This window comes from Halomonas sp. S3-1-1, from assembly GCF_023757625.1.
Classification (GTDB): Bacteria; Pseudomonadota; Gammaproteobacteria; order Pseudomonadales; family Halomonadaceae; genus Vreelandella.
Genome location: NZ_JALGBZ010000002.1, coordinates 876,241 through 894,540, shown reverse-complemented (window position 1 = coordinate 894,540; position 18,300 = coordinate 876,241). Strand labels below are relative to the sequence as shown.

Sequence of the window (18,300 nt, the reverse complement as noted above, 5' to 3'; positions counted from 1 at the left end):
CGCCCCGCGAGCGGGGCCCAAAGCTTTTACGCGCGCATCTCTTTTTCGCGCTCGTTCAGGGCGGCCTTGAACGCATCGCGCTCGAATACCCGCTCCATGTAATCCATCAGCGGCTTGACCTGCTTTTCGGGAAGCTCGATGTTGAGCTCCGGCAAACGCCAAAGGATCGGCGCGAGGCAGCAGTCCACGAGGGTAAACTCTTCGCTCATGAAAAAAGGCATGTCCTCGAAGATCGGGGAGATACCGATCAGGCTTTCACGAAGCTCCTTGCGCGCCTTCTCGGCCTCTTTTTTACCGCCGGTGCGAATCTGGTCGAGCATCGGGCACCACTCACGCTCGATGCGGTGCATCCAGAGACGACTCTGGGCGCGAGCAACCGGGTAAACGGGTAGCAGCGGCGGATGCGGGAAACGCTCGTCCAGGTACTCCATCATCACCTTGGACTCGTACAGCACCAGATCGCGATCCAAAAGCGTGGGTACGCTGTTGTAGGGGTTGAGATCGGCTAATTCCTGCACCGGCTGATCGTCGCTAACGTCTACGATATCGACGGCGACCCCTTTTTCAGCCAAAACAATGCGCACTCGATGGCTAAAATGATCGTCATTACCGGAGTAAAAGATCATAGAAGACCGCTTGGCCACAACACCCATGAAAGCATCCTCGCATCAAAACAATAGACAATAATAACATGCCAGCGCTCGCCTGGGGGAGACGGACCCGCGCCATCCCCAAGCGCCCAGGGCACCTTAACATTTTCAGCGCGACTTGGGCCCGGACGGCGTCAACGCAACGACCTGACACAAAAAACGCCCAGGCCAAGGGCCTGGGCGTTTTATTCGCAGCGCGTAGAAAATTAACGCTTGGAGAACTGCGGACGACGACGTGCTTTACGCAGACCGACTTTCTTACGCTCGACCTGACGCGCGTCGCGAGTCACGTAGCCGGCGGCACGCAGCGCAGGACGGAAGTCTTCGTTGTACTCCATCAGCGCGCGGGTGATGCCGTGACGAATGGCGCCGGCCTGGGCCGAACCACCGCCGCCTTCGACGGTCACGTAGACGTCGAACTGATTCAGAGTTTCGGTCAGCTCGAGCGGCTGGCGAACCACCATACGACCGGTAACGCGACCAAAGAACTCGTCAAGCGCACGGTTGTTAACGGTGATGTTGCCGGAACCCGGCTTGAGGAACACACGAGCGGTGGAAGTCTTGCGGCGCCCGGTACCGTAGTATTGCTGTGACATGGCGAAGATTTCCTTAAATGTTCAGTTCAAGCGGCTGTTGGGCGGCGTGGGGATGCTCGGTTCCCGCGTACACTTTGAGCTTGGAGTGCATGGCACGACCCAGCGGACCTTTCGGCAGCATGCCCTTGACGGCAAACTCGATGATGCGCTCCGGCGCATGATCCTTGAGCTGGTTGAAGGTCATGGAACGCAGACCGCCCGGGTAACCGGTGTGACGGTAGTAGTTCTTGTCAGTGGCTTTCTTGCCAGTGACCTGAATCTTCTCGGCGTTGATGACGACGATGTAGTCACCGGTATCAACGTGAGGTGTGAATTCGGGCTTATGCTTGCCACGCAGGCGGCGAGCGATTTCGGTAGCCAGACGACCGAGCGTTTTGTCCGTGGCATCGACAACATACCAGTCGCGCTGGACGGACTGCGGCTTAGCACTGAACGTCTTCATGGATGAAATTCACCAGATAAAGTGTATTGGGTAACGCGACCGCAAAGGCCGTGCACCATCCCTATTTTTTTTGGTTACGACCCGACAAACACGGTCAGTAACGGTTAGCGAGGCGGCATTCTACACGAGCAGTGCCGACAAGTTAAGCGTCCGGGCGAATTTTTATCCGAGCAGCAACTTGGACGCGCAGAGCTTATGAATCATGGTTTTTGCGTCAGAACGTGTGAATCAAGGTTTGTGCGCCAGCGCCAGGTACTCCTGAGACTGCATCTCCTGAAGCCTTGACAGCGTGCGTTCGAACTCGAACGCGAGCTTGCCATCCGTGTAAAGCGACTCCACCGACACCTCCGCCGACATCAAAAGCTTCACCCCTCGATCATAGAACTCGTCGACCATATTGATGAAACGCCGCGCCTGGTCTTCGGTTTTAGCGCTCATCTGGGGCACGTTCGACACCAGCACGGTATGAAACTCCCGGGCAAGCTCGATGTAGTCGTTCTGGCTGCGCGGGCCGTCGCAAAGCTCACGGAACTCGAACCAAGCCGTCCCTTCATAAAGCCGACGCGTTTTGAGCACGCGATGGTTGACCTCCAGCGGCGCGCCCTCCTCCCCGCCTTGACCGGCAATCTCCTTGAAGCTTCGCGTAAGCTCCTTTTCGGCGGCCTCGTCGCAGGGGGTATGGAAGATTTCGGCGCGCTGTAGCGCGCGCAAGCGGTAATCGACGCCAGAGTCGACGTTGACCACTTCGCAGTGGCGGTTGAGCAGATCGATGGCGGGGAGAAAGCGCGCGCGCTGCAGGCCATCCTTGTAGAGATCGTCCGGCACGATGTTGGAGGTCGCCACCAGTACGACGCCGCGCTTGAACAGCGCCTCCAGCAGGTTGGCCAGAATCATCGCATCGGTGATGTCCTTGACGAAGAACTCGTCAAAGCAGATCACGCGCGCTTCAGACGCAAATTTGCCGGCGATCAGCTCCAGCGGGTTCTTCTCGCCCTTATAGTGATTGAGCTCGTTGTGTACCCGCTGCATGAAGCGGTGAAAGTGGGTGCGCATCTTCTCGGAAAACGGCAGCGCCTCATAGAAGGTGTCGACCAGATAGGTTTTGCCACGCCCCACCCCGCCCCAGAAGTAGAGCCCGCTGACCCGCGGCATTGGGGCCTCATTCGGGATTTTCTTCTTGCCGACGAACCCGGCCATGCGCGCCTTGAACCCCTTGTTGGCAACCACGGTCTTGGGCGTGGTCGAGGGTGTGGCCAGTAGGTCGTCGTAGAGGCGCTGCAGGTGCTCGACCGCGTTCTGCTGGGCGGCGTCGTACTGAAAATCATCGCGCTCGAGATCGCTTTTGTAGCGCGCCAGGGGCGTGGGCGGATGCGTGGCGGAAACCTTTGCCGAGGCGGCTTTCGATGACATTCAAACACTCTCCCGATTGGAAGCGCGGGCAGTCACGTAACTGCCGCAAGGCGGCTCATTGGATTAGCTCGCGATGCAACGCGCTGTAAATGCGACCTATTATACCCACGATGCCCCGTTGGCGCATCGGCGCATTGACCCATAAGGCCTACAGACGCCTATAATGAAGTTTGCGTGAGCACTGCGCTTGAACTGATCCAACCTGGTTTTAGGGAGAAAACTGTGGAAGCAACCTCACCCTTGTTATTCGTACTTATCGGCCTGGTCATTGGTTTTTTGATCGGCCTTTTGTGCTATCGCCTCATGAGCAAAGGAGAACGCCATCGGGCATCACTGAAACAAACGCTTTTGGAGCGTGAACACCAGATTGCCGAGCTGAAAAAGGCCCAGGGGCGTCACGTCAGCGAAGTTCGCCAGTGCCTCGAAGCGATTCGCAGCCAAACCGACGAGCTCGAGGACAAACTCGACGCCGGCGCCGAGCAGTGGGAGCTGGCCCACACCACGGCCGCCCCCTTCGATGAGACCACCCAGGTGACAAAGCCCGCCGCCCCGGCCAAACCCTTAAAACCCGCCGCGCCGACGCCGGCTGACGCGACGCCAAAGAACCCGCAAGCGTCAGAGACCCCAACAACGCCACGCGACTACGCCGATGGCAAGGGCGGCACGCTCTCCGAGGAGTATGGCCTGAAAGATGCCAAGCCCAAGGAACCTGCCGTGGATCAGCCGCCACGCTATTAACGGTTTATCGCAGGAAAGCAAAAAAAGCGAGGGCGTCGAGCCCTCGCTTTTTTCGTTTCAAGCAGGGATCACGCCGGGTTATCGATATCCACGAAGCGGTGAGTCAAGCCGTACTCGTCAGCCAGCCACTCGCCGAGCGCTTGGACGCCGTAGCGCTCGGTGGCGTGGTGGCCGGCAGCAAGGTAGTGAATACCCATTTCCCGAGCCAGATGCGTAGTACGCTCGGAAATCTCGCCGGAGACGAACGCCTGGGCGCCCGCATCGAACGCCTGAGTGATCATGTCCTGGGCGCCGCCGGTGCACCAGGCGATGCGCTCGATACTCGCCAAGCCCCGCGCCTCGATCACCGTAGGCGCGCGCGCGAGTACCGCTTCGACGCTGGCCGCAAGCGTTTGAATCGACTGCGCCTCGGGCAGCCGGCCGGACCAAAGAAGCCCCTCGCCCAGCTCGCCGTCGAGACACCCTTCCACCTTCCACCCTAGCCGCCGGGCGAGCTCGGCGTTATTACCAAGCTCCGCGTGAGCGTCCAGCGGTAAGTGGTAGGCCAGCAGGTTGATGTCGTGATCGAGCAGCGTTTTGATGCGCCGGTACTTCATGCCGGTCAGCGCCACCGGCTCGTTTTTCCAGAAGTAGCCGTGATGCACCAGTACCGCGTCCGCCTGCCAGGCCACGGCCTCGTCTAGCAGCGCCTGGCTTGCGGTGACGCCGGTCATGAGACGGGTGATGGACTCTCGCCCCTGAACCTGAAGGCCGTTGACGGTGTAATCCTTGAAGCGCGAGGCGCGAAGCTGATGGTCGAGGGCGCTGGCTAGCTGGTCGCGGTTAACCACGTCGTCTCCTTTTAGAGCTAAGCTACTGAGGAAGGTGGGCAAAAGTGTTACCCTACGGTTATTGCAGAGCTTTATGTTGTTGCAGAACCTTATAGTGTAAAGCCCGCGCCGCGTTACCGCGAACCGGCACGCGGCTGCCCTCGAGACTTGAGACCGCCAACGGCTGAGGATGTACCGCATGCACCGCTACGTGCTGCCCTATATATGGCCTATCGTGACCGGCGTCCTTTTGGCGGCGTTTTTACTTTTCGTTTTTCCGGACCACCTGCCCAACCCGTTTCGATCGACACCCGAGCCCGCGCCGCCGCAGGGAATGGTGCCGACCTCGCAGACCAGTAATGAGGCGCCAGAGCGCCCGCGCCCGGAAATTCGCCAGGCCGGCCCGCTCGATCGCAACCAGGGCCCGGCAAGCTACGCTGACGCGGTGGACCAGGCCGCCCCCGCGGTGGTCAACATCTACTCGTCTCGCATCGTCGAGCGCGACCAGCACCCGCTGATGTCCGACCCCTTCTTTCAGCAGTTTTTCCGCGGCGATGACCCGACCGCGCACCAGCGCATGCTGTCGAGCCTGGGCTCCGGGGTAATCATTAGCCAGGATGGCTATGTGCTGACCAATCACCACGTCATCAACGACGCCGACCAGATTCAGGTGGCGCTGCGCGACGGGCGCGAAACCCTGGCCGATGTCGTTGGCACCGACCCGGAAAGCGATCTGGCGGTACTGCGCATCGACCTGGACGATCTGCCGGTGATCGAGCTAAGCGACTCTCAGGAGGTCGCCGTAGGCGACGTGGCGCTGGCCATCGGCAATCCCTTCGGCGTCGGCCAAACGGTCACCATGGGCATCATCAGCGCGACTGGGCGAAGTCACTTGGGGCTCAACGCCTACGAGGATTTCATTCAAACCGACGCGGCGATCAACCCGGGCAACTCCGGCGGCGCGCTGGTCAACGCCGAAGGCGCGTTGGTGGGCATCAACACGGCGATTTTTTCGCGCTCGGGGGGCTCCCAGGGTATCGGCTTCGCCATTCCGGCGAATCTGGCCCACAGCATCTTGAACGAGCTGGTGACGCGCGGTCGGGTCATCCGGGGCTGGCTGGGAATCGAGGCGCAGGCACTGTCACGCGAACTGGCAGCATCATTTGGGCTGAGCACCCCGCAGGGCGTCATCGTGGCGGGCGTGGTAAGCGGCGGACCGGCGGCCCAGGCAGGCCTTCAGCCCGGCGACGTGCTGCTCTCCATCGATAACCAGGCCATTTTGGATGCCCGCGCAACCATGAGCGACATCGCCTCGATCGCGCCGGGCACCTCGCTGCCACTGACCGTGGTACGCAACGGCGAGAGCATCGAATTAACGCTGGAAGTGGGCGAGCGCCCCATGCCTACCGAAATGACCCTCGACCGGCGCGGAGAATCCTAGCAAAGGGCAGCGCCAAGCGCTGCCCAAAACTCCCGGGGTAAGCCTGACCGCTGATCAATCACGAATCCGGTATTCCGCCGAGCGGGCGTGCGCGGTGAGCGACTCGCCCCGGGCAAGCACGGACGCCGTTTTGCCCAGCGTCGAGGCGCCTTCGGCGGAGCAGTGGATGATCGATGAGCGCTTTTGAAAATCGAACACGCCCAAAGGCGATGAGAACCGCGCGGTGCCGGAGGTGGGCAGCACGTGATTCGGCCCGGCGCAGTAGTCTCCCAGCGCCTCGGCGGTGTAGCGGCCCATGAAAATCGCGCCAGCGTGGCGCACGTGCTCGACGAGCCGCTCGGGCTCGGCTATTGAGAGCTCCAGATGCTCGGGGGCAACGCGGTTGACCAGCGTCAGCGCCTCCTGCTCGTTTTGACACAGAATCAGCGCGCCACGCCGGGAGAGCGACTCGCGCACAATCGCTTCGCGCTCGAGCGTTGGCAACAGCCGCTCGATCGCATCTTGAACCGCATCGAGATGCTCGGCGTCCCAGCTGACGAGAATCGCCTGGGCGTCCTCGTCGTGCTCGGCCTGGGAGAACAAATCCATCGCCAGCCACTCCGGGTCGGTCTGCCCGTCCGAGACCACGAGAATCTCGGAGGGCCCGGCGATCATATCGATCCCAACCTGACCAAACACCGCGCGCTTGGCGGTGGCCACGTAAATGTTGCCCGGCCCGACGATCTTGTCGACCCGCGGCACGCTTTCGGTACCAAACGCAAGCGCCGCGACCGCTTGGGCGCCGCCGATGGTGAAGACGTAGTCCACGCCTGCCAGGTGCGCCGCCGCCAGCACCAGTTCGTTGAGCACGCCGTCCGGCGTCGGCACGACCATCACGATCTCGCCAACACCCGCTACGTGGGCGGGTATAGCGTTCATCAGTACCGATGACGGATACGCCGCCTTGCCACCGGGCACATAGATGCCGGCGCGGTCGAGCGGCGTCACCTTTTGGCCCAGTACCGTGCCGTCCGGCTCTTCATACTGCCAGCCGCTGGGCTTTTGGTGCTCGTGGTAGCATCGAATGCGCTCGGCGGCGACGTTGAGCGCCTCGCGCTGATCCGATGGCAGGCCGTCGAAAGCGGCCTTGAGCCGCTCAGGCGTTAGGCAAAGCTCGGACATGCTCGAAACACTGAGGCGATCGAAGCGGTTGGTCGCCTCGATCACCGCCTGGTCGCCGCGGGTTTTGACATCGGCGAGAATGGCGCTCACCCGCGCCTGAACCTCTTCGTTGGAGACCCCTTCCCAGTCGAGCAACGCGTTAAGCGCTGCATCAAAAGCGCCGTCGGCGGTAGAGAGCCGATTGATCAAGGCCGCTTTGTCACTCATCGAACACCTCTCAGGATTGGGCAGACGCTGCCTGGCGCTTTGAAACCGCGTCCTGCAGCCGTGAAAGCAAGGGCTTGATACGATCGTGCTTCATCGTCATGGCGGCCTTGTTGACCACCAGCCGCGTGCTGATCTCGGCGATCAGCTCCCGCGGTTCCATGCCGTTGGCGCGCAGCGTATTGCCGGTATCGACGATATCGACGATCTCGTCCGCCAGGTTCATCAGCGGCGCAAGCTCCATGGCGCCATAAAGCTTGATCACCTCGGCCTGAATGCCCTGCTCGGCGTAGTAGCGTCTGGCCACGTTGACGAACTTGGTAGCGACCCGGCGGCGCGCTTTCAAGGGCGCCTGCCCGGTGACGCCGGCGGTCATCAGTTTGCAGCGGGCAATGTCGAGATCGACGGGCTCGTAGAGCCCTTCGGCGCCGTGTTCGAGCAGCACGTCCTTGCCGGCGATACCCAAATCCGCGGCGCCCAGCTGCACGTAGGTAGGCACGTCGGTGGCGCGAATGACGACCAGCTTGACATCGCTCAAGTTGGTATCGAATAACAGCTTGCGGCTTTTGCCGAGATCCTCCGCCGGCGTAATGCCGGCGTCGGCCAGAAGCGGCAGCGTCTCTTCCAGAATGCGCCCCTTGGAGAGCGCCAGAATCAGTTGCTTACTCATGGTTTAGGCCAGTGGTTGGTCGCGTGGCTAGCCGGGAATGCGGCGAATCTTCGCCCCCAGCAACTGCATTTTTTCTTCGATGCACTCGTAGCCGCGGTCGATATGGTAGATACGGTCCACCAGCGTCTCACCTTCGGCCATCATCGCCGCAATCACGAGAGAGGCCGACGCGCGAAGGTCGGTGGCCATCACCGGCGCGCCGGAGAGCCGGTCAACCCCGGTGATCAGCGCCGCGTTGCCTTCGAGCGCGATGCTTGCACCCATGCGGTTGAGCTCCTGAACGTGCATGAAGCGGTTCTCGAAGATGGTTTCCACCACCCGCGAGTGACCCTCGGCCACGGCGTTCATGGCCACGAACTGCGCCTGCATGTCGGTGGGAAACGCCGGATACGGCGCGGTGCGAATATTGACCGCTTTCGGGCGCTTGCCGTGCATGTCGAGCTCGATCCAGTCCTCGCCGCAGGTGATATCAGCCCCCGCCTCTTCGAGCTTGGCGAGCACCGCTTCCAGAATATCGGCCCGCGTACGCGTCACTTTCACTCGGCCGCCGGTCATCGCCGCCGCGACCAAAAAGGTGCCGGTTTCGATGCGGTCCGGCATGACGTCGTGCTCGCAGCCGTGAAGCGACTCGACCCCTTCGATTACGATGGTATCGGTGCCGTGGCCCTGGATGTTCGCGCCCATCTTGATCAGACACTCAGCCAGATCCACGACTTCCGGCTCGCGGGCGGCGTTTTCCAGCACCGTTTTGCCCTCGGCGAGCGTGGCCGCCATGAGCAGGTTTTCAGTGCCGGTGACGGTGACGGTATCGAAGTAGATCGTCGCGCCTTTAAGACGGCCATCGACGCTTGCACGAATGTAGCCGGCTTCGACGCGGATGTTCGCACCCATCGCCTCCAGCCCGCGAATGTGCAGATCCACCGGGCGCGAGCCGATCGCACAGCCACCGGGGAGCGACACGTCGGCCTGACCGAAGTGGGCAAGCAGCGGGCCGAGCACCAGAATCGAGGCGCGCATCTTCTTGACCAACTCATAAGGCGCGTGACACTCGGTAACCTGGGAGCCGTCGAGCTGGATGCTCAGACGCTCGCCCATCACCGGCTCGACGCCCATGCGGCCCAAAAGCTCGAGGGTGGTGGTGATATCCTGCAAGTGCGGCAGGTTGCCGATCACGACCGGCCCTTTCGATAGAAGACTGGCGCAAAGAATGGGGAGTGCGGCGTTTTTCGCCCCGCTCGCCCACACTTCGCCGTCAGCGCGGCCGTTGCCGGTAATCAGGAGTTTATCCATGCGCCGCCCCTTATCGGGCGTTTTCCGACGCGGTTTGCCACTGCGCCGGAGTATAGGTTTTGATACTGATCGCGTGCAGCGCGCCGGAGGCGATTTCGTCGCTCAGCGCCTGATACACCAGCTGCTGGCGCTTAACCGGTGAAAGCCCTTCGAAGGCCTCCCCCACGGCAACCACCTGAAAGTTGCAACCTTCCCCCTGAATATGGAAATCACATCCGTCGATGCGGGATTCAAGCAGCGCTTTTACCTCGTTGGGTTGCATGAGACAGAAAACTCCTCTGGGGATGTCGGTGAATTGAAAATCGGTCGTGGAAAAACGGAGCCGACATCATAAAGAAAAGCGCCGCGCTTGGCGATGGGCGGGGTCAGGCGGTCAGCGCGTGATGGGGGTGAGCAATCAATTCATCGAGCTCGGCCAGAACGGCGAGCCGCATCAAAGGGGCAGAAAGCGTGATCCGCTCCACCTCGAGCTCGCGCTCGCGGCAGGTGCGAAGCCACTCGAGCAGCACGCTGATGGCGACACTCGACGCCATCTGTACGCCGGTAAAATCGAAGGCGACCCGGGAGGTCGCCTCGTTTTCGAGCCACTGCGTGCCCGCGGCGGCCACGTTGGCCGCCACGTTCATGGTCAAATCGCCTTCAACGACGAGTCCCTCGCCTGACTGGCTGAGGGTGACGCCATCGTGCTGTAACAGCTGGCTCACGCATCGCCTCCGCGCTCGAGCTCGTCGACACCCACTTCCGGCGCCCAGTTTTGAATGACCGCGTCGTAATCGCGGTTTTGCTGGCGCATTGCCTGGTCGAACTGGTTGCGGAACGTCAGCCCCAGGTTGATGCCGTTGACGATGACGTTGACGACCTTCCATTCGCCGTTGGCAAGGCGCAGGCTGTAGCTGACCGGATAGACCTGGCCGTTGGTGGCGATGACTTCCATATCGACGCTGGCCTGGTCTTCGTAGCGCTGGCCGCGCTGGTTATCGAGTACGCGCAGGTCTTCATAGTCGTAGGTGACCAGGCCCTTGGCGTAGGTGTCGATCAGCGTTTGACGAAACACCTGGGCGAAGCGGCTGCGCTGATCCGGCGTGGCGTTCTGGAAGTAGCTACCCATGACGCTGGCGCCGATGTAGCGAAAATCCGCTACTTCGTCGAGGGTGTCGTCGACGACATCCTTAAGCTCGTCGATGTTATTGGCGTAGTAGTCCTTGCGCCCTTCCAGGCGCGACATAAAGCTTGTGACGTTGTCACGAATCATCGCCTCTGGCGTTTGGCTTTGAGCGCTGGCAGTCAGCGGAAGCGCAAAGACTACCGCCGCCAGTAGCGCGGTCAGCCAGTAACGGAGCGGGTGTTGGATCGCTTGCATGGCACTTACCTCTTTGTGAGTAATGATTTACCGGTTGCGAGTATGGATCTAACTGCACGGATCAGCCGTTAGCTGCCCGCCATGTTGGACACGAACTGCTGGATGAGCTCCTCGAGCACCAGCGCCGACTGGGTATCGCGAATCACGCCGCCGTCCTCGAGCATCTCTGGCGAGCCGCCGACGCTAAGTCCGATGTACTGCTCGCCCAAAAGCCCCGCGGTCAGGATCGCCGCGGTCGAGTCCTGGGAGAGCTGGCCTTCCAGCTCGCTATCCAAACTGAGCACGACGCGGGCATCGTACCAGTCGGTGTCGAGATCGATGGATTCGACCCGGCCGACGGTCACGCCGGCCATGGTCACGCGGGCACGGGGCTTTAGACCGCCGATATTGGAAAAGTTGGCCTGAAGCTGAAAGGTTTGCGTTGGCGCCGACAGCGACAGCCCGCTGACCCGAAGGCCCAGGAACACGAGCCCGATAATGCCCGCAAGCATAAAAAGCCCCACGCCGAATTCCATGGTTTTACTGCGTTTCATCAACGTGCTCCGCTATCAAAGGCCGCCGAACATCACGGCGGTAAGTACAAAATCGAGCCCCAACACCGCTAGAGACGAGTACACGACGGTGCGGGTAGTGGCGCGGGAAATCCCTTCAGAAGTGGGCACCAGGTCATACCCCTGGAACACCGCGATCCAGGTCACCACCAGCGCGAACACCAGGCTTTTGATCATGCCGTTGCCCACATCGACGATGAAGGAGACGCTGGCCTGCATGTTGCTCCAGTAGGAGCCCTCGAACACGCCCAGCCACTCGACGCCGACGAGGTAGCCGCCATAAATGCCCACGACGCTAAAGCCGACGGTCAAAATGGGCAGTGCGACGAACCCGGCCCAGAGTCTGGGCGCGACCACGCGCTTGAGCGGGTCGACGCCGATCATCTCCATGCTGGTGAGCTGCTCGGTCGCCTTCATCAGGCCGATTTCGGCAGTCAACGCCGAGCCCGCGCGCCCGGCAAAGAGCAAGGCGGCCACGACCGGGGCCAGCTCGCGCAGCAGTGACAGCGCCACCATCTGCCCCAGCGCCTGCTCGGCGCCGAAGTCGACCAGAATAGTATAGCCCTGTAGCGCCAGCACCATGCCGATAAAGAGCCCGGAGACGAGCACGATGGCAAGCGACAGCACGCCCACGAAGTGCATCTGGCGAAGCCACAGCGAAAACCCTTCACTGGAAGGGACGCCGATGCCCGCCTGGGCGAGAAACGTGCCGGCCCGGCCCAATGCCTCGACGGTTTCGCACCCCTTGCGGCCGAAGCGCGTGATGCGGCGGCTGGCTTGCGTTAGTAGTGACCGCATCATCCTGTCCTTTTGGCGTGCGACTGGCCCAGCATGTCGCTATAAAATCCCGGTGCCGGGTAGTGAAACGGCACCGGGCCGTCCGGCTGGCCGTGAACGAACTGACTCACCCGCGGGTCTTCGCTGTTATCGAAGGTGTCCGGCGTGCCCTCGGACACGACCTGGCCGTCGGCGATCAGATAGAGGTAGTCGGCAATGCTCAGCGTCTCCTTAATGTCGTGGGATACCACCACCGACGTCAGCGCGAGCGCTTCATTGAGCCGCTTGATGAGCTGCACCAGCACGCCCATCGAGATCGGGTCCTGGCCAACGAAAGGTTCATCATAGAGCACCAGCTCCGGGTCGAGCGCAATGGCGCGCGCCAGCGCCACGCGCCGAGCCATGCCGCCGGAAAGCTCGGCAGGAGTCAGGTTCCGGGCGCCGCGAAGCCCGACGGCCTGCAGCTTCATGAGCACCAGATCGCGAATCATGGCATCAGGGAGGTCCGTGTGGACTCTTAGCGGAAACGCGACGTTTTCGAACACGTTCAAGTCCGAAAACAGCGCTCCGCTTTGAAACAGCATGCCCATGCGCTTTCGCAGCGTGAACAGCGCCTTGCGCGAAAGCCGGTGCACGTCCTGACCGTCGATCAAAACCCGCCCACGATCCGGCGTGAGCTGCCCGCCAATAAGCTTCAAAAGCGTTGTCTTGCCCGTACCGCTCGGCCCCATGATGGCGGTGACCTGACCGTGCGGAATACGAAGGTTCACGCCGCGAAAGATGTCGTGGTCACCGCGAGAGAAGTGCAGATTGTCGATTTCGATGAAGGGCGCGGGAGTCATGGGTGGATAAACCCTCCTCTTGGGGCGGATAGCTGACCAACTAACCGCAAACGCAGGAACGCGGGCTCATCAGGACCGGCTTGCTAAAAAAAACAGTGTTTTCGAATAGTAGCGAACATTGTACCTTTACGCCACCTGTCGCCGCGTTAGCCAATGCGCAAATCCTTGACGCCAAAGGCGCTAACGCCTTGTTAAAAATGGCCGTACCAGTGCGCCAGCGCAAAATGCTATTCTAGAGCGCTGCCCCCGACATCTTTTTTCAAGAGGCCCTCATGCCCGCGTTTCACGGCACCCCCGGCGCTTTACGCGAAAGCGCCCTGCGCACGCTTCAAATCGAGCAGACCGCCATTGGCGAGCTTCAGGAGAAACTGGACGAACATTTCGACCGGGCCTGTGCCCTGATTCTCGCCTGCCAGGGGCGCGTCGTGGTGACTGGCATGGGTAAATCCGGCCATATCGCCGGCAAGCTAGCCGCCACGCTTGCCAGCACCGGCACGCCGGCGTTCTTCGTCCACCCGGGCGAGGCAAGCCACGGCGATTTGGGCATGATCACCCGCGCCGACGTGGTCATCGCGCTGTCCAACTCTGGTGAAACCGCCGAGGTCACGGCATTGCTGCCGCTTTTAAAGCGCTTGGGAGTGCCCTTGATCAGCATGACCGGCCGGCCGAATTCTACGCTTGGCACCCACGCCGACGCCCATCTAAACAGCGGCGTTGCCCGCGAGGCGTGCCCGCTGGACCTCGCTCCGACCAGCTCGACCACCGCCGCCCTTGCGCTGGGCGATGCGTTGGCGGTGGCGCTTTTGGAAGCGCGCGGCTTCACCGCCGAGGATTTCGCGCTGTCCCACCCCGGCGGCAGTCTCGGCAAGCGCCTGCTTCTGCGCGTAAAGGATTTGATGCACAGCGGCGATCGCCTGCCGACGGTGCCGCTCGGCAGCCCGCTGCGCGATGCGCTGCTGGAGATCACCCGCCAGGGGCTTGGCTTTACCTGCGTGGTCGACGACCAGGGGCGCCTTGCCGGTGTTTATACCGACGGCGATCTGCGCCGCACCCTCGACGAACATCATGATCTTCGCGACGTCAGCGTCGATGAGGTGATGACCCGGCCAGGCAAGCGCGTAGGACCCAACATGCTCGCCGCCGAAGCGGTGCGCCTGATGGAAGATAGCCGTATCACGGCGCTGGCGGTCGTGGATGAACACGAGCGCCCAATCGGTGCCTTACACATGCACGACCTGCTTTCCAGCGGCGTGATTTGATCAACGTTTTCTCTACTGATGATAACGGAGTCCCCATGGCCGTACCCGACGCTCTCAACGACCGCCTTCGCAACGTTCGCCTGCTCGCCATCGACGTGGATGGCGTACTGACCGATGGACGCCTCTATTTCCAGGCCGACGGTATCGAGATCAAGGCGTTTCACACCCAGGATGGGCACGGACTCAAGCTCTTAAAACGCGCCGGCTTCCACGTTGCGCTGATTACCGGCCGCGACTCTCCCATGGTTAGCCAGCGCGCCGCCGCGCTCGGCATTACCCACGTCCATCAGGGGGTCGAAGACAAGCTCGCCACGCTCAAAGCGCTCTGCTCGCGGCTATCGCTGGATATCGATCAGGTGGCCTACTGCGGCGACGACCTGCCGGATCTCAAGTGCATCAAGCGCTCAGGCGTCGGCATCACCGTTCCCAACGCGCCGGACTACATGCACACGCACGCCGACTGGATCACCGATTCGCTCGGCGGCCACGGCGCGGTACGCGAAATCTGCGACACGCTGTTGATGGCTCAGGGCCATTGGGACGCGGTGATGGATACCTATTTATAATCCTTCGGCAGCGACTATCGCACGCGCCATTCACCGGCTTTCCTCGACGGAGGCCGCCCTTGAAACGACCCTGAGGTGACGCGATGCCGGGCTCGACGGCAAGACGAATCAAAAAGCGCCTTTGGCTTCCCGCCCTGGTCATCGCCCTGGGCGCCTGGCTTGTTTGGCTGGACCCCGGCGGCCCGGCAACCGTCGAGGTCGACCCGGACGTGCAGCGCGAAGAGCCTGGCCATGTGCTAGAAAACGCAAGCCTAACGCTTTTCGACGACACCGGCGGCGTTTCCCAACGCCTGGACACGCCGCGCCTGGTGCACACGCCCCAGCGCGCGCTGACCGAGATCGAGGCGCCGCGGGCAACGCTTTATGACAGCGAGCAGCGCCAGTGGCTTGCCAGCGCCGATCGCGGCACGCTGCAAAACGAGCGCCAGACGCTGATCATGGAAGGCAACGCCCGGCTACTCGCCCCGGACGAGGGCTGGCAGCTCGATACCGAACGCCTACACTACGAGGGTCTCGAGCGCCACGCCTATACCGAGGCGCCGGCGCTTTTGCAGCAGCCGCCCCAGCGCATGAGCGCCGAACGCATGGATGTTTGGCTCGATGAAAGTCAGGTACGCATGAGCGACAACGTGCGCGGCACACATCCGCCGGTTCAAGCGCGACAAGCCGCCGACTCGACACCTCAGGACCCTACCGTTTCGGATTCCACCTTGCAGGAGTAGTTATGCACGCTTATTTACGAATCGCACTGCTGAGCCTGGCCCTGCCACTGACCGCCCAGGCGCAAACCAGCCAGGCGCCCGTTGAAGTGGAAGCCGACCGGCTCGACCTCGACCAGCGTGCAGGCACCGCGGTCTATTCCGGCAACGTCAATATTCGCCAGGGCGAGATGCAGATTCGCGGCGACCGCGTGGAGATCACGCGAAACGACGCCGGCGAGCTCTCCCAGGCCACCGCTACCGGCGAGCGCGCCTACCTTCGCAACCAGCTCGAAGGCGAGCCGGCGCCAATGGAAGGCTGGGCGCGGCGCATCGTTTATCACGTCAGCGAGCGCCGGGTCGAGCTGATCGACCAGGCCGAGCTCACCCAGCGCAGCGACCGCTTTCAGGGCGGGCGGCTCGAGTATTTCATCGACCGCGAAGTGGTTCAGGCGCGCTCCGACGTCAGCGGCGGTGAGAACCAGCGCATCCGCATGACGCTGCAGCCGGCGCAATAGGAGATTCACCGTGTCGAGCACCCAACCTGAAGCGGTCAAAACGCTTCACGCCCGCCACTTGGCCAAGAGCTATAAGCGCCGCCGGGTGGTCAAGGATATCAACCTGGAGATCACTCAGGGCAGCGTCGTGGGCCTGCTCGGCCCAAACGGGGCGGGCAAGACCACCTCGTTTTACATGATCGTCGGGCTGGTCAAGGCGGATGCTGGAAGCGTAGGTATCAACGAGCTGGATTTGACCCGAGCACCGATGCACGAGCGCGCCATCGCCGGTATCGGCTACCTGCCCCAGGAAGCGTCGATCTTTAGAAAGCTCTCGGTGGCCGACAACATCATGGCCATTCTGGAGACGCGCAAGGAGCTGGACCGAGCCGACCGCCAGGCGCGCCTGGAGCAACTGCTGGAAGATTTTCACATCACCCACATTCGCGACAATTTGGGTATGAGCCTTTCCGGCGGCGAGCGGCGCCGAGTAGAAATCGCCCGGTCGCTGGCCACCGACCCGGCCTTCATCCTGCTCGACGAGCCCTTCGCCGGGGTGGACCCGATTTCGGTCGGCGAGATCAAGTCGATCATCCTCGCACTCAAGGCGCGCCATATCGGCGTGCTGATCACCGACCACAATGTCCGCGAGACGCTGGATATTTGCGACATCGCCTATATCGTCGGCGACGGCCACATCATCGCAAGCGGTAACGCCGAGGCCATTCTAAACAACCAGAAGGTGCGCGAGGTTTATCTGGGGGCGGATTTTCGTCTCTAACCCAGTGACAACCATAAAGTTCCGGCTAGTGGCATATTTATTGCACTTGCGTCGAACCCCGTCTCGCTCTAGTGTGGAGCTTTACGAGTAACGAGTGGTTCTTCGATGGTCATGAAAGCTTCTCTACAGCTGCGCGTCGGTACGCAGCTGACCATGACACCGCAGTTGCAGCAGGCCATCGCCCTGCTGCAACTCTCGACGTTGGACCTGCGCCAGGAGATCCAGCAGGCGCTCGACGCCAACCCGCTTTTGGAGCAGGAAGACGAGTTCGGCGAAGAGAAAACCCTGGAAACGCCGGAAACCGAGTGGGAAGAGAGCATCCCTCAGGAGCTTGCCACCGACAGCGAATGGTCCGACACCTACCAGGACATGGCCGCAGGCGGCAGCGGCGAAGGCCCGGATTTCGAGCGCCAGGCCGCAGGGCAAAGCCTCCAGGGGCACCTTCTGTGGCAGCTGGCGATGACGGATACCAGCCCCCGGGACTACGCCATTGCCGAAAGCCTGATCGACGCGCTGGACGCCAACGGCTATCTGACCCAGCCGCTCAACGACATTCGCGAAGGCCTCAAGGCCCAGGGGCTCGATGGCCTGAGCCAGCGGGAGGTGGAAAACGTCCTGCTACGCGTGCAGCAGTTCGAGCCCACCGGTGTGTTCGCCCGCGATTTGCGCGAGTGCCTGTTGCTGCAGCTGGCGGCACTGGCTGACGACACCCCGCTTTTGATGCAAGCGCGGCGCCTGGTGCGTCAGTTTCTAGAGGCACTGGGCAAAAACGATCTGCGCCTATTGAAACGCCGCCTGAGCCTCGACGACGAGCAGCTCGACGACGTCGTCCGGCTGATTCGAAGCCTCGACCCGCGCCCGGGCAGCGCCTTCGGCGCCACCAACCAAAGCTACATCACCCCGGATCTGGTGGTTCGCCACGACCAGGAAGGCTGGCATCTCGAGCTCAACCCGGAGGCGCTGCCCAAACTGCGTGTGCAGCCGGACTACGCCAGCCTCATCAAACGCGCCGACAAGAGTCAGGACAACCAGTTTTTGAAGGAGCACCTGCAGGAGGCGCGCTGGCTGATCAAGAGTCTGTCAAGTCGAAACGACACCTTGCTTCGCGTTGGCCGCGAAATCATCACTCGTCAGATCGGCTTTCTCGAGCACGGTGAAGAGGCGATGAAGCCGCTGATTCTCGCCGATATCGCCGAAGCGGTGGAGATGCACGAATCGACGATCTCGCGGGTAACGACGCAAAAATATATTCACACGCCCCGCGGTGTGTTCGAACTCAAGTACTTTTTCTCGAGCCAGGTCAGCGGACAGGATGGCGGCGACAGCCATTCCAGCACCGCGATCCGCGCCCGGCTCAAAAAGCTGATTCAAGAGGAAACGCCGGGCAAACCACTGTCGGACAGCCACTTGGTCACTCTGCTTGAGGCCAACGGCATCAACGTGGCCAGACGTACCGTGGCCAAATACCGCGAAGCGATGGGCATTCCCTCCTCCAGCGAGCGGCGCCGTTTACGTTAAACGGGAAACTTGCCGGCAGGGCTTTGCAATGACGGAAAAA

At 61.7% G+C, this 18,300-nt stretch carries 22 protein-coding genes; 8 read left to right on the top strand and 14 right to left on the bottom strand.

Annotation, left to right across the window (positions count from 1 at the left end):
• Positions 1-26: 26 nt before the first annotated feature.
• The 4 genes from sspA to zapE all read right to left on the bottom strand — a co-directional run bounded on the left by sspA (position 27) and on the right by zapE (position 3,098).
• Positions 27-653 carry a stringent starvation protein SspA gene (gene sspA, locus MQW23_RS09050; RefSeq protein WP_252107536.1) on the bottom strand — a complete coding sequence of 209 codons (627 nt, stop codon included), beginning with the start codon at positions 651-653 and terminating at the stop codon, positions 27-29.
• A gap of 203 nt (positions 654-856) precedes the next feature.
• The gene (gene rpsI / locus MQW23_RS09045; RefSeq protein ID WP_252107534.1) at positions 857-1,246 is read right to left on the bottom strand and encodes a 30S ribosomal protein S9; all 390 of its coding nucleotides are present in this window, start codon (positions 1,244-1,246) and stop codon (positions 857-859) included.
• Between the two features lie 13 nt (positions 1,247-1,259).
• On the bottom strand, positions 1,260-1,688 hold the full coding sequence (rplM, locus tag MQW23_RS09040; protein ID WP_252107532.1) for a 50S ribosomal protein L13: 429 nt from the start codon (positions 1,686-1,688) through the stop codon (positions 1,260-1,262).
• A gap of 228 nt (positions 1,689-1,916) precedes the next feature.
• On the bottom strand, positions 1,917-3,098 hold the full coding sequence (gene zapE / locus MQW23_RS09035; protein ID WP_252107531.1) for a cell division protein ZapE: 1,182 nt from the start codon (positions 3,096-3,098) through the stop codon (positions 1,917-1,919).
• A 222-nt stretch (positions 3,099-3,320) separates the two neighbouring features.
• On the opposite strand from zapE, the gene MQW23_RS09030 reads away from it, so the two are divergent.
• Complete coding sequence (locus MQW23_RS09030) at positions 3,321-3,836, top strand: ZapG family protein (protein ID WP_252107530.1); 516 nt, start codon at positions 3,321-3,323, stop codon at positions 3,834-3,836.
• 68 nt (positions 3,837-3,904) lie between these two features.
• Here MQW23_RS09030 and MQW23_RS09025 read toward each other — a convergent pair whose 3' ends face one another.
• Positions 3,905-4,666 carry a Nif3-like dinuclear metal center hexameric protein gene (locus tag MQW23_RS09025; protein WP_252107529.1) on the bottom strand — a complete coding sequence of 254 codons (762 nt, stop codon included), beginning with the start codon at positions 4,664-4,666 and terminating at the stop codon, positions 3,905-3,907.
• A gap of 178 nt (positions 4,667-4,844) precedes the next feature.
• Here MQW23_RS09025 and MQW23_RS09020 point away from each other — a divergent pair, with 178 nt between their 5' ends.
• A complete protein-coding gene (locus MQW23_RS09020) occupies positions 4,845-6,086 on the top strand; it encodes a S1C family serine protease (RefSeq protein ID WP_252107528.1) in 1,242 nt (413 codons plus the stop codon).
• Positions 6,087-6,140: 54 nt separating this feature from the next.
• Here the strand turns inward: MQW23_RS09020 and hisD are convergent, their stop codons facing one another.
• From hisD to MQW23_RS08975, 9 genes are all read right to left on the bottom strand, one after another.
• Positions 6,141-7,454 carry a histidinol dehydrogenase gene (gene hisD / locus MQW23_RS09015; protein ID WP_252107527.1) on the bottom strand — a complete coding sequence of 438 codons (1,314 nt, stop codon included), beginning with the start codon at positions 7,452-7,454 and terminating at the stop codon, positions 6,141-6,143.
• Positions 7,455-7,464: 10 nt separating this feature from the next.
• The gene (hisG, locus tag MQW23_RS09010) at positions 7,465-8,121 is read right to left on the bottom strand and encodes an ATP phosphoribosyltransferase (protein ID WP_252107526.1); all 657 of its coding nucleotides are present in this window, start codon (positions 8,119-8,121) and stop codon (positions 7,465-7,467) included.
• A 27-nt stretch (positions 8,122-8,148) separates the two neighbouring features.
• The gene (gene murA / locus MQW23_RS09005; protein ID WP_252107525.1) at positions 8,149-9,411 is read right to left on the bottom strand and encodes a UDP-N-acetylglucosamine 1-carboxyvinyltransferase; all 1,263 of its coding nucleotides are present in this window, start codon (positions 9,409-9,411) and stop codon (positions 8,149-8,151) included.
• A 10-nt stretch (positions 9,412-9,421) separates the two neighbouring features.
• The gene (locus tag MQW23_RS09000; protein ID WP_252107524.1) at positions 9,422-9,673 is read right to left on the bottom strand and encodes a BolA family protein; all 252 of its coding nucleotides are present in this window, start codon (positions 9,671-9,673) and stop codon (positions 9,422-9,424) included.
• Between the two features lie 103 nt (positions 9,674-9,776).
• Entirely contained in the window at positions 9,777-10,115 is a 339-nt protein-coding gene (locus MQW23_RS08995) for an STAS domain-containing protein (RefSeq protein WP_252107523.1), read from the bottom strand.
• A complete protein-coding gene (locus tag MQW23_RS08990; protein ID WP_252107522.1) occupies positions 10,112-10,771 on the bottom strand; it encodes an MlaC/ttg2D family ABC transporter substrate-binding protein in 660 nt (219 codons plus the stop codon). Before MQW23_RS08990 ends, MQW23_RS08995 begins: the two co-directional genes overlap by 4 nt.
• Before the next feature lie 68 nt (positions 10,772-10,839).
• Positions 10,840-11,304, bottom strand: coding sequence for an outer membrane lipid asymmetry maintenance protein MlaD (mlaD, locus tag MQW23_RS08985; protein ID WP_252107521.1), 465 nt, complete (start codon positions 11,302-11,304; stop codon positions 10,840-10,842).
• 15 nt (positions 11,305-11,319) lie between these two features.
• A complete protein-coding gene (gene mlaE, locus MQW23_RS08980; protein ID WP_252107520.1) occupies positions 11,320-12,120 on the bottom strand; it encodes a lipid asymmetry maintenance ABC transporter permease subunit MlaE in 801 nt (266 codons plus the stop codon).
• Positions 12,120-12,941, bottom strand: a complete 822-nt coding sequence (locus MQW23_RS08975) for an ABC transporter ATP-binding protein (RefSeq protein ID WP_252107519.1) — start codon at positions 12,939-12,941, stop codon at positions 12,120-12,122. Before MQW23_RS08975 ends, mlaE begins: the two co-directional genes overlap by 1 nt.
• 272 nt (positions 12,942-13,213) lie before the next feature.
• Here MQW23_RS08975 and MQW23_RS08970 point away from each other — a divergent pair, with 272 nt between their 5' ends.
• From MQW23_RS08970 to MQW23_RS08945, 6 genes are all read left to right on the top strand, one after another.
• Positions 13,214-14,200 (top strand): KpsF/GutQ family sugar-phosphate isomerase, encoded by a 987-nt coding sequence (locus tag MQW23_RS08970; protein ID WP_252107518.1) that lies wholly within the window; start codon positions 13,214-13,216, stop codon positions 14,198-14,200.
• Positions 14,201-14,235: 35 nt separating this feature from the next.
• Positions 14,236-14,766 (top strand): KdsC family phosphatase, encoded by a 531-nt coding sequence (locus tag MQW23_RS08965; RefSeq protein ID WP_252107517.1) that lies wholly within the window; start codon positions 14,236-14,238, stop codon positions 14,764-14,766.
• An 83-nt stretch (positions 14,767-14,849) separates the two neighbouring features.
• A complete protein-coding gene (gene lptC / locus MQW23_RS08960) occupies positions 14,850-15,488 on the top strand; it encodes an LPS export ABC transporter periplasmic protein LptC (RefSeq protein ID WP_252107516.1) in 639 nt (212 codons plus the stop codon).
• 2 nt (positions 15,489-15,490) lie between these two features.
• Positions 15,491-15,982, top strand: coding sequence for a lipopolysaccharide transport periplasmic protein LptA (gene lptA, locus MQW23_RS08955; RefSeq protein WP_252107515.1), 492 nt, complete (start codon positions 15,491-15,493; stop codon positions 15,980-15,982).
• Positions 15,983-15,992: 10 nt separating this feature from the next.
• Positions 15,993-16,742 carry an LPS export ABC transporter ATP-binding protein gene (gene lptB / locus MQW23_RS08950; RefSeq protein ID WP_252107514.1) on the top strand — a complete coding sequence of 250 codons (750 nt, stop codon included), beginning with the start codon at positions 15,993-15,995 and terminating at the stop codon, positions 16,740-16,742.
• A gap of 105 nt (positions 16,743-16,847) precedes the next feature.
• Complete coding sequence (locus MQW23_RS08945) at positions 16,848-18,260, top strand: RNA polymerase factor sigma-54 (protein WP_252107513.1); 1,413 nt, start codon at positions 16,848-16,850, stop codon at positions 18,258-18,260.
• Positions 18,261-18,300 lie beyond the last annotated feature (40 nt).

Coding starts and splice junctions, on each gene's coding strand:
- hisG (WP_252107526.1), bottom strand. CDS start 8,121: ATGAGTAAGCAACTGATTCTGGCGCTCTCCAAGGGGCGCATTCTGGAA.
- lptA (WP_252107515.1), top strand. CDS start 15,491: ATGCACGCTTATTTACGAATCGCACTGCTGAGCCTGGCCCTGCCACTG.
- MQW23_RS09000 (WP_252107524.1), bottom strand. CDS start 9,673: ATGCAACCCAACGAGGTAAAAGCGCTGCTTGAATCCCGCATCGACGGA.
- lptC (WP_252107516.1), top strand. CDS start 14,850: ATGCCGGGCTCGACGGCAAGACGAATCAAAAAGCGCCTTTGGCTTCCC.
- MQW23_RS08990 (WP_252107522.1), bottom strand. CDS start 10,771: ATGCAAGCGATCCAACACCCGCTCCGTTACTGGCTGACCGCGCTACTG.
- MQW23_RS09020 (WP_252107528.1), top strand. CDS start 4,845: ATGCACCGCTACGTGCTGCCCTATATATGGCCTATCGTGACCGGCGTC.
- MQW23_RS08970 (WP_252107518.1), top strand. CDS start 13,214: ATGCCCGCGTTTCACGGCACCCCCGGCGCTTTACGCGAAAGCGCCCTG.
- mlaD (WP_252107521.1), bottom strand. CDS start 11,304: ATGAAACGCAGTAAAACCATGGAATTCGGCGTGGGGCTTTTTATGCTT.
- sspA (WP_252107536.1), bottom strand. CDS start 653: ATGGGTGTTGTGGCCAAGCGGTCTTCTATGATCTTTTACTCCGGTAAT.
- MQW23_RS08965 (WP_252107517.1), top strand. CDS start 14,236: ATGGCCGTACCCGACGCTCTCAACGACCGCCTTCGCAACGTTCGCCTG.
- MQW23_RS08945 (WP_252107513.1), top strand. CDS start 16,848: ATGGTCATGAAAGCTTCTCTACAGCTGCGCGTCGGTACGCAGCTGACC.
- zapE (WP_252107531.1), bottom strand. CDS start 3,098: ATGTCATCGAAAGCCGCCTCGGCAAAGGTTTCCGCCACGCATCCGCCC.
- mlaE (WP_252107520.1), bottom strand. CDS start 12,120: ATGCGGTCACTACTAACGCAAGCCAGCCGCCGCATCACGCGCTTCGGC.
- rpsI (WP_252107534.1), bottom strand. CDS start 1,246: ATGTCACAGCAATACTACGGTACCGGGCGCCGCAAGACTTCCACCGCT.
- MQW23_RS08975 (WP_252107519.1), bottom strand. CDS start 12,941: ATGACTCCCGCGCCCTTCATCGAAATCGACAATCTGCACTTCTCTCGC.
- hisD (WP_252107527.1), bottom strand. CDS start 7,454: ATGAGTGACAAAGCGGCCTTGATCAATCGGCTCTCTACCGCCGACGGC.
- murA (WP_252107525.1), bottom strand. CDS start 9,411: ATGGATAAACTCCTGATTACCGGCAACGGCCGCGCTGACGGCGAAGTG.
- rplM (WP_252107532.1), bottom strand. CDS start 1,688: ATGAAGACGTTCAGTGCTAAGCCGCAGTCCGTCCAGCGCGACTGGTAT.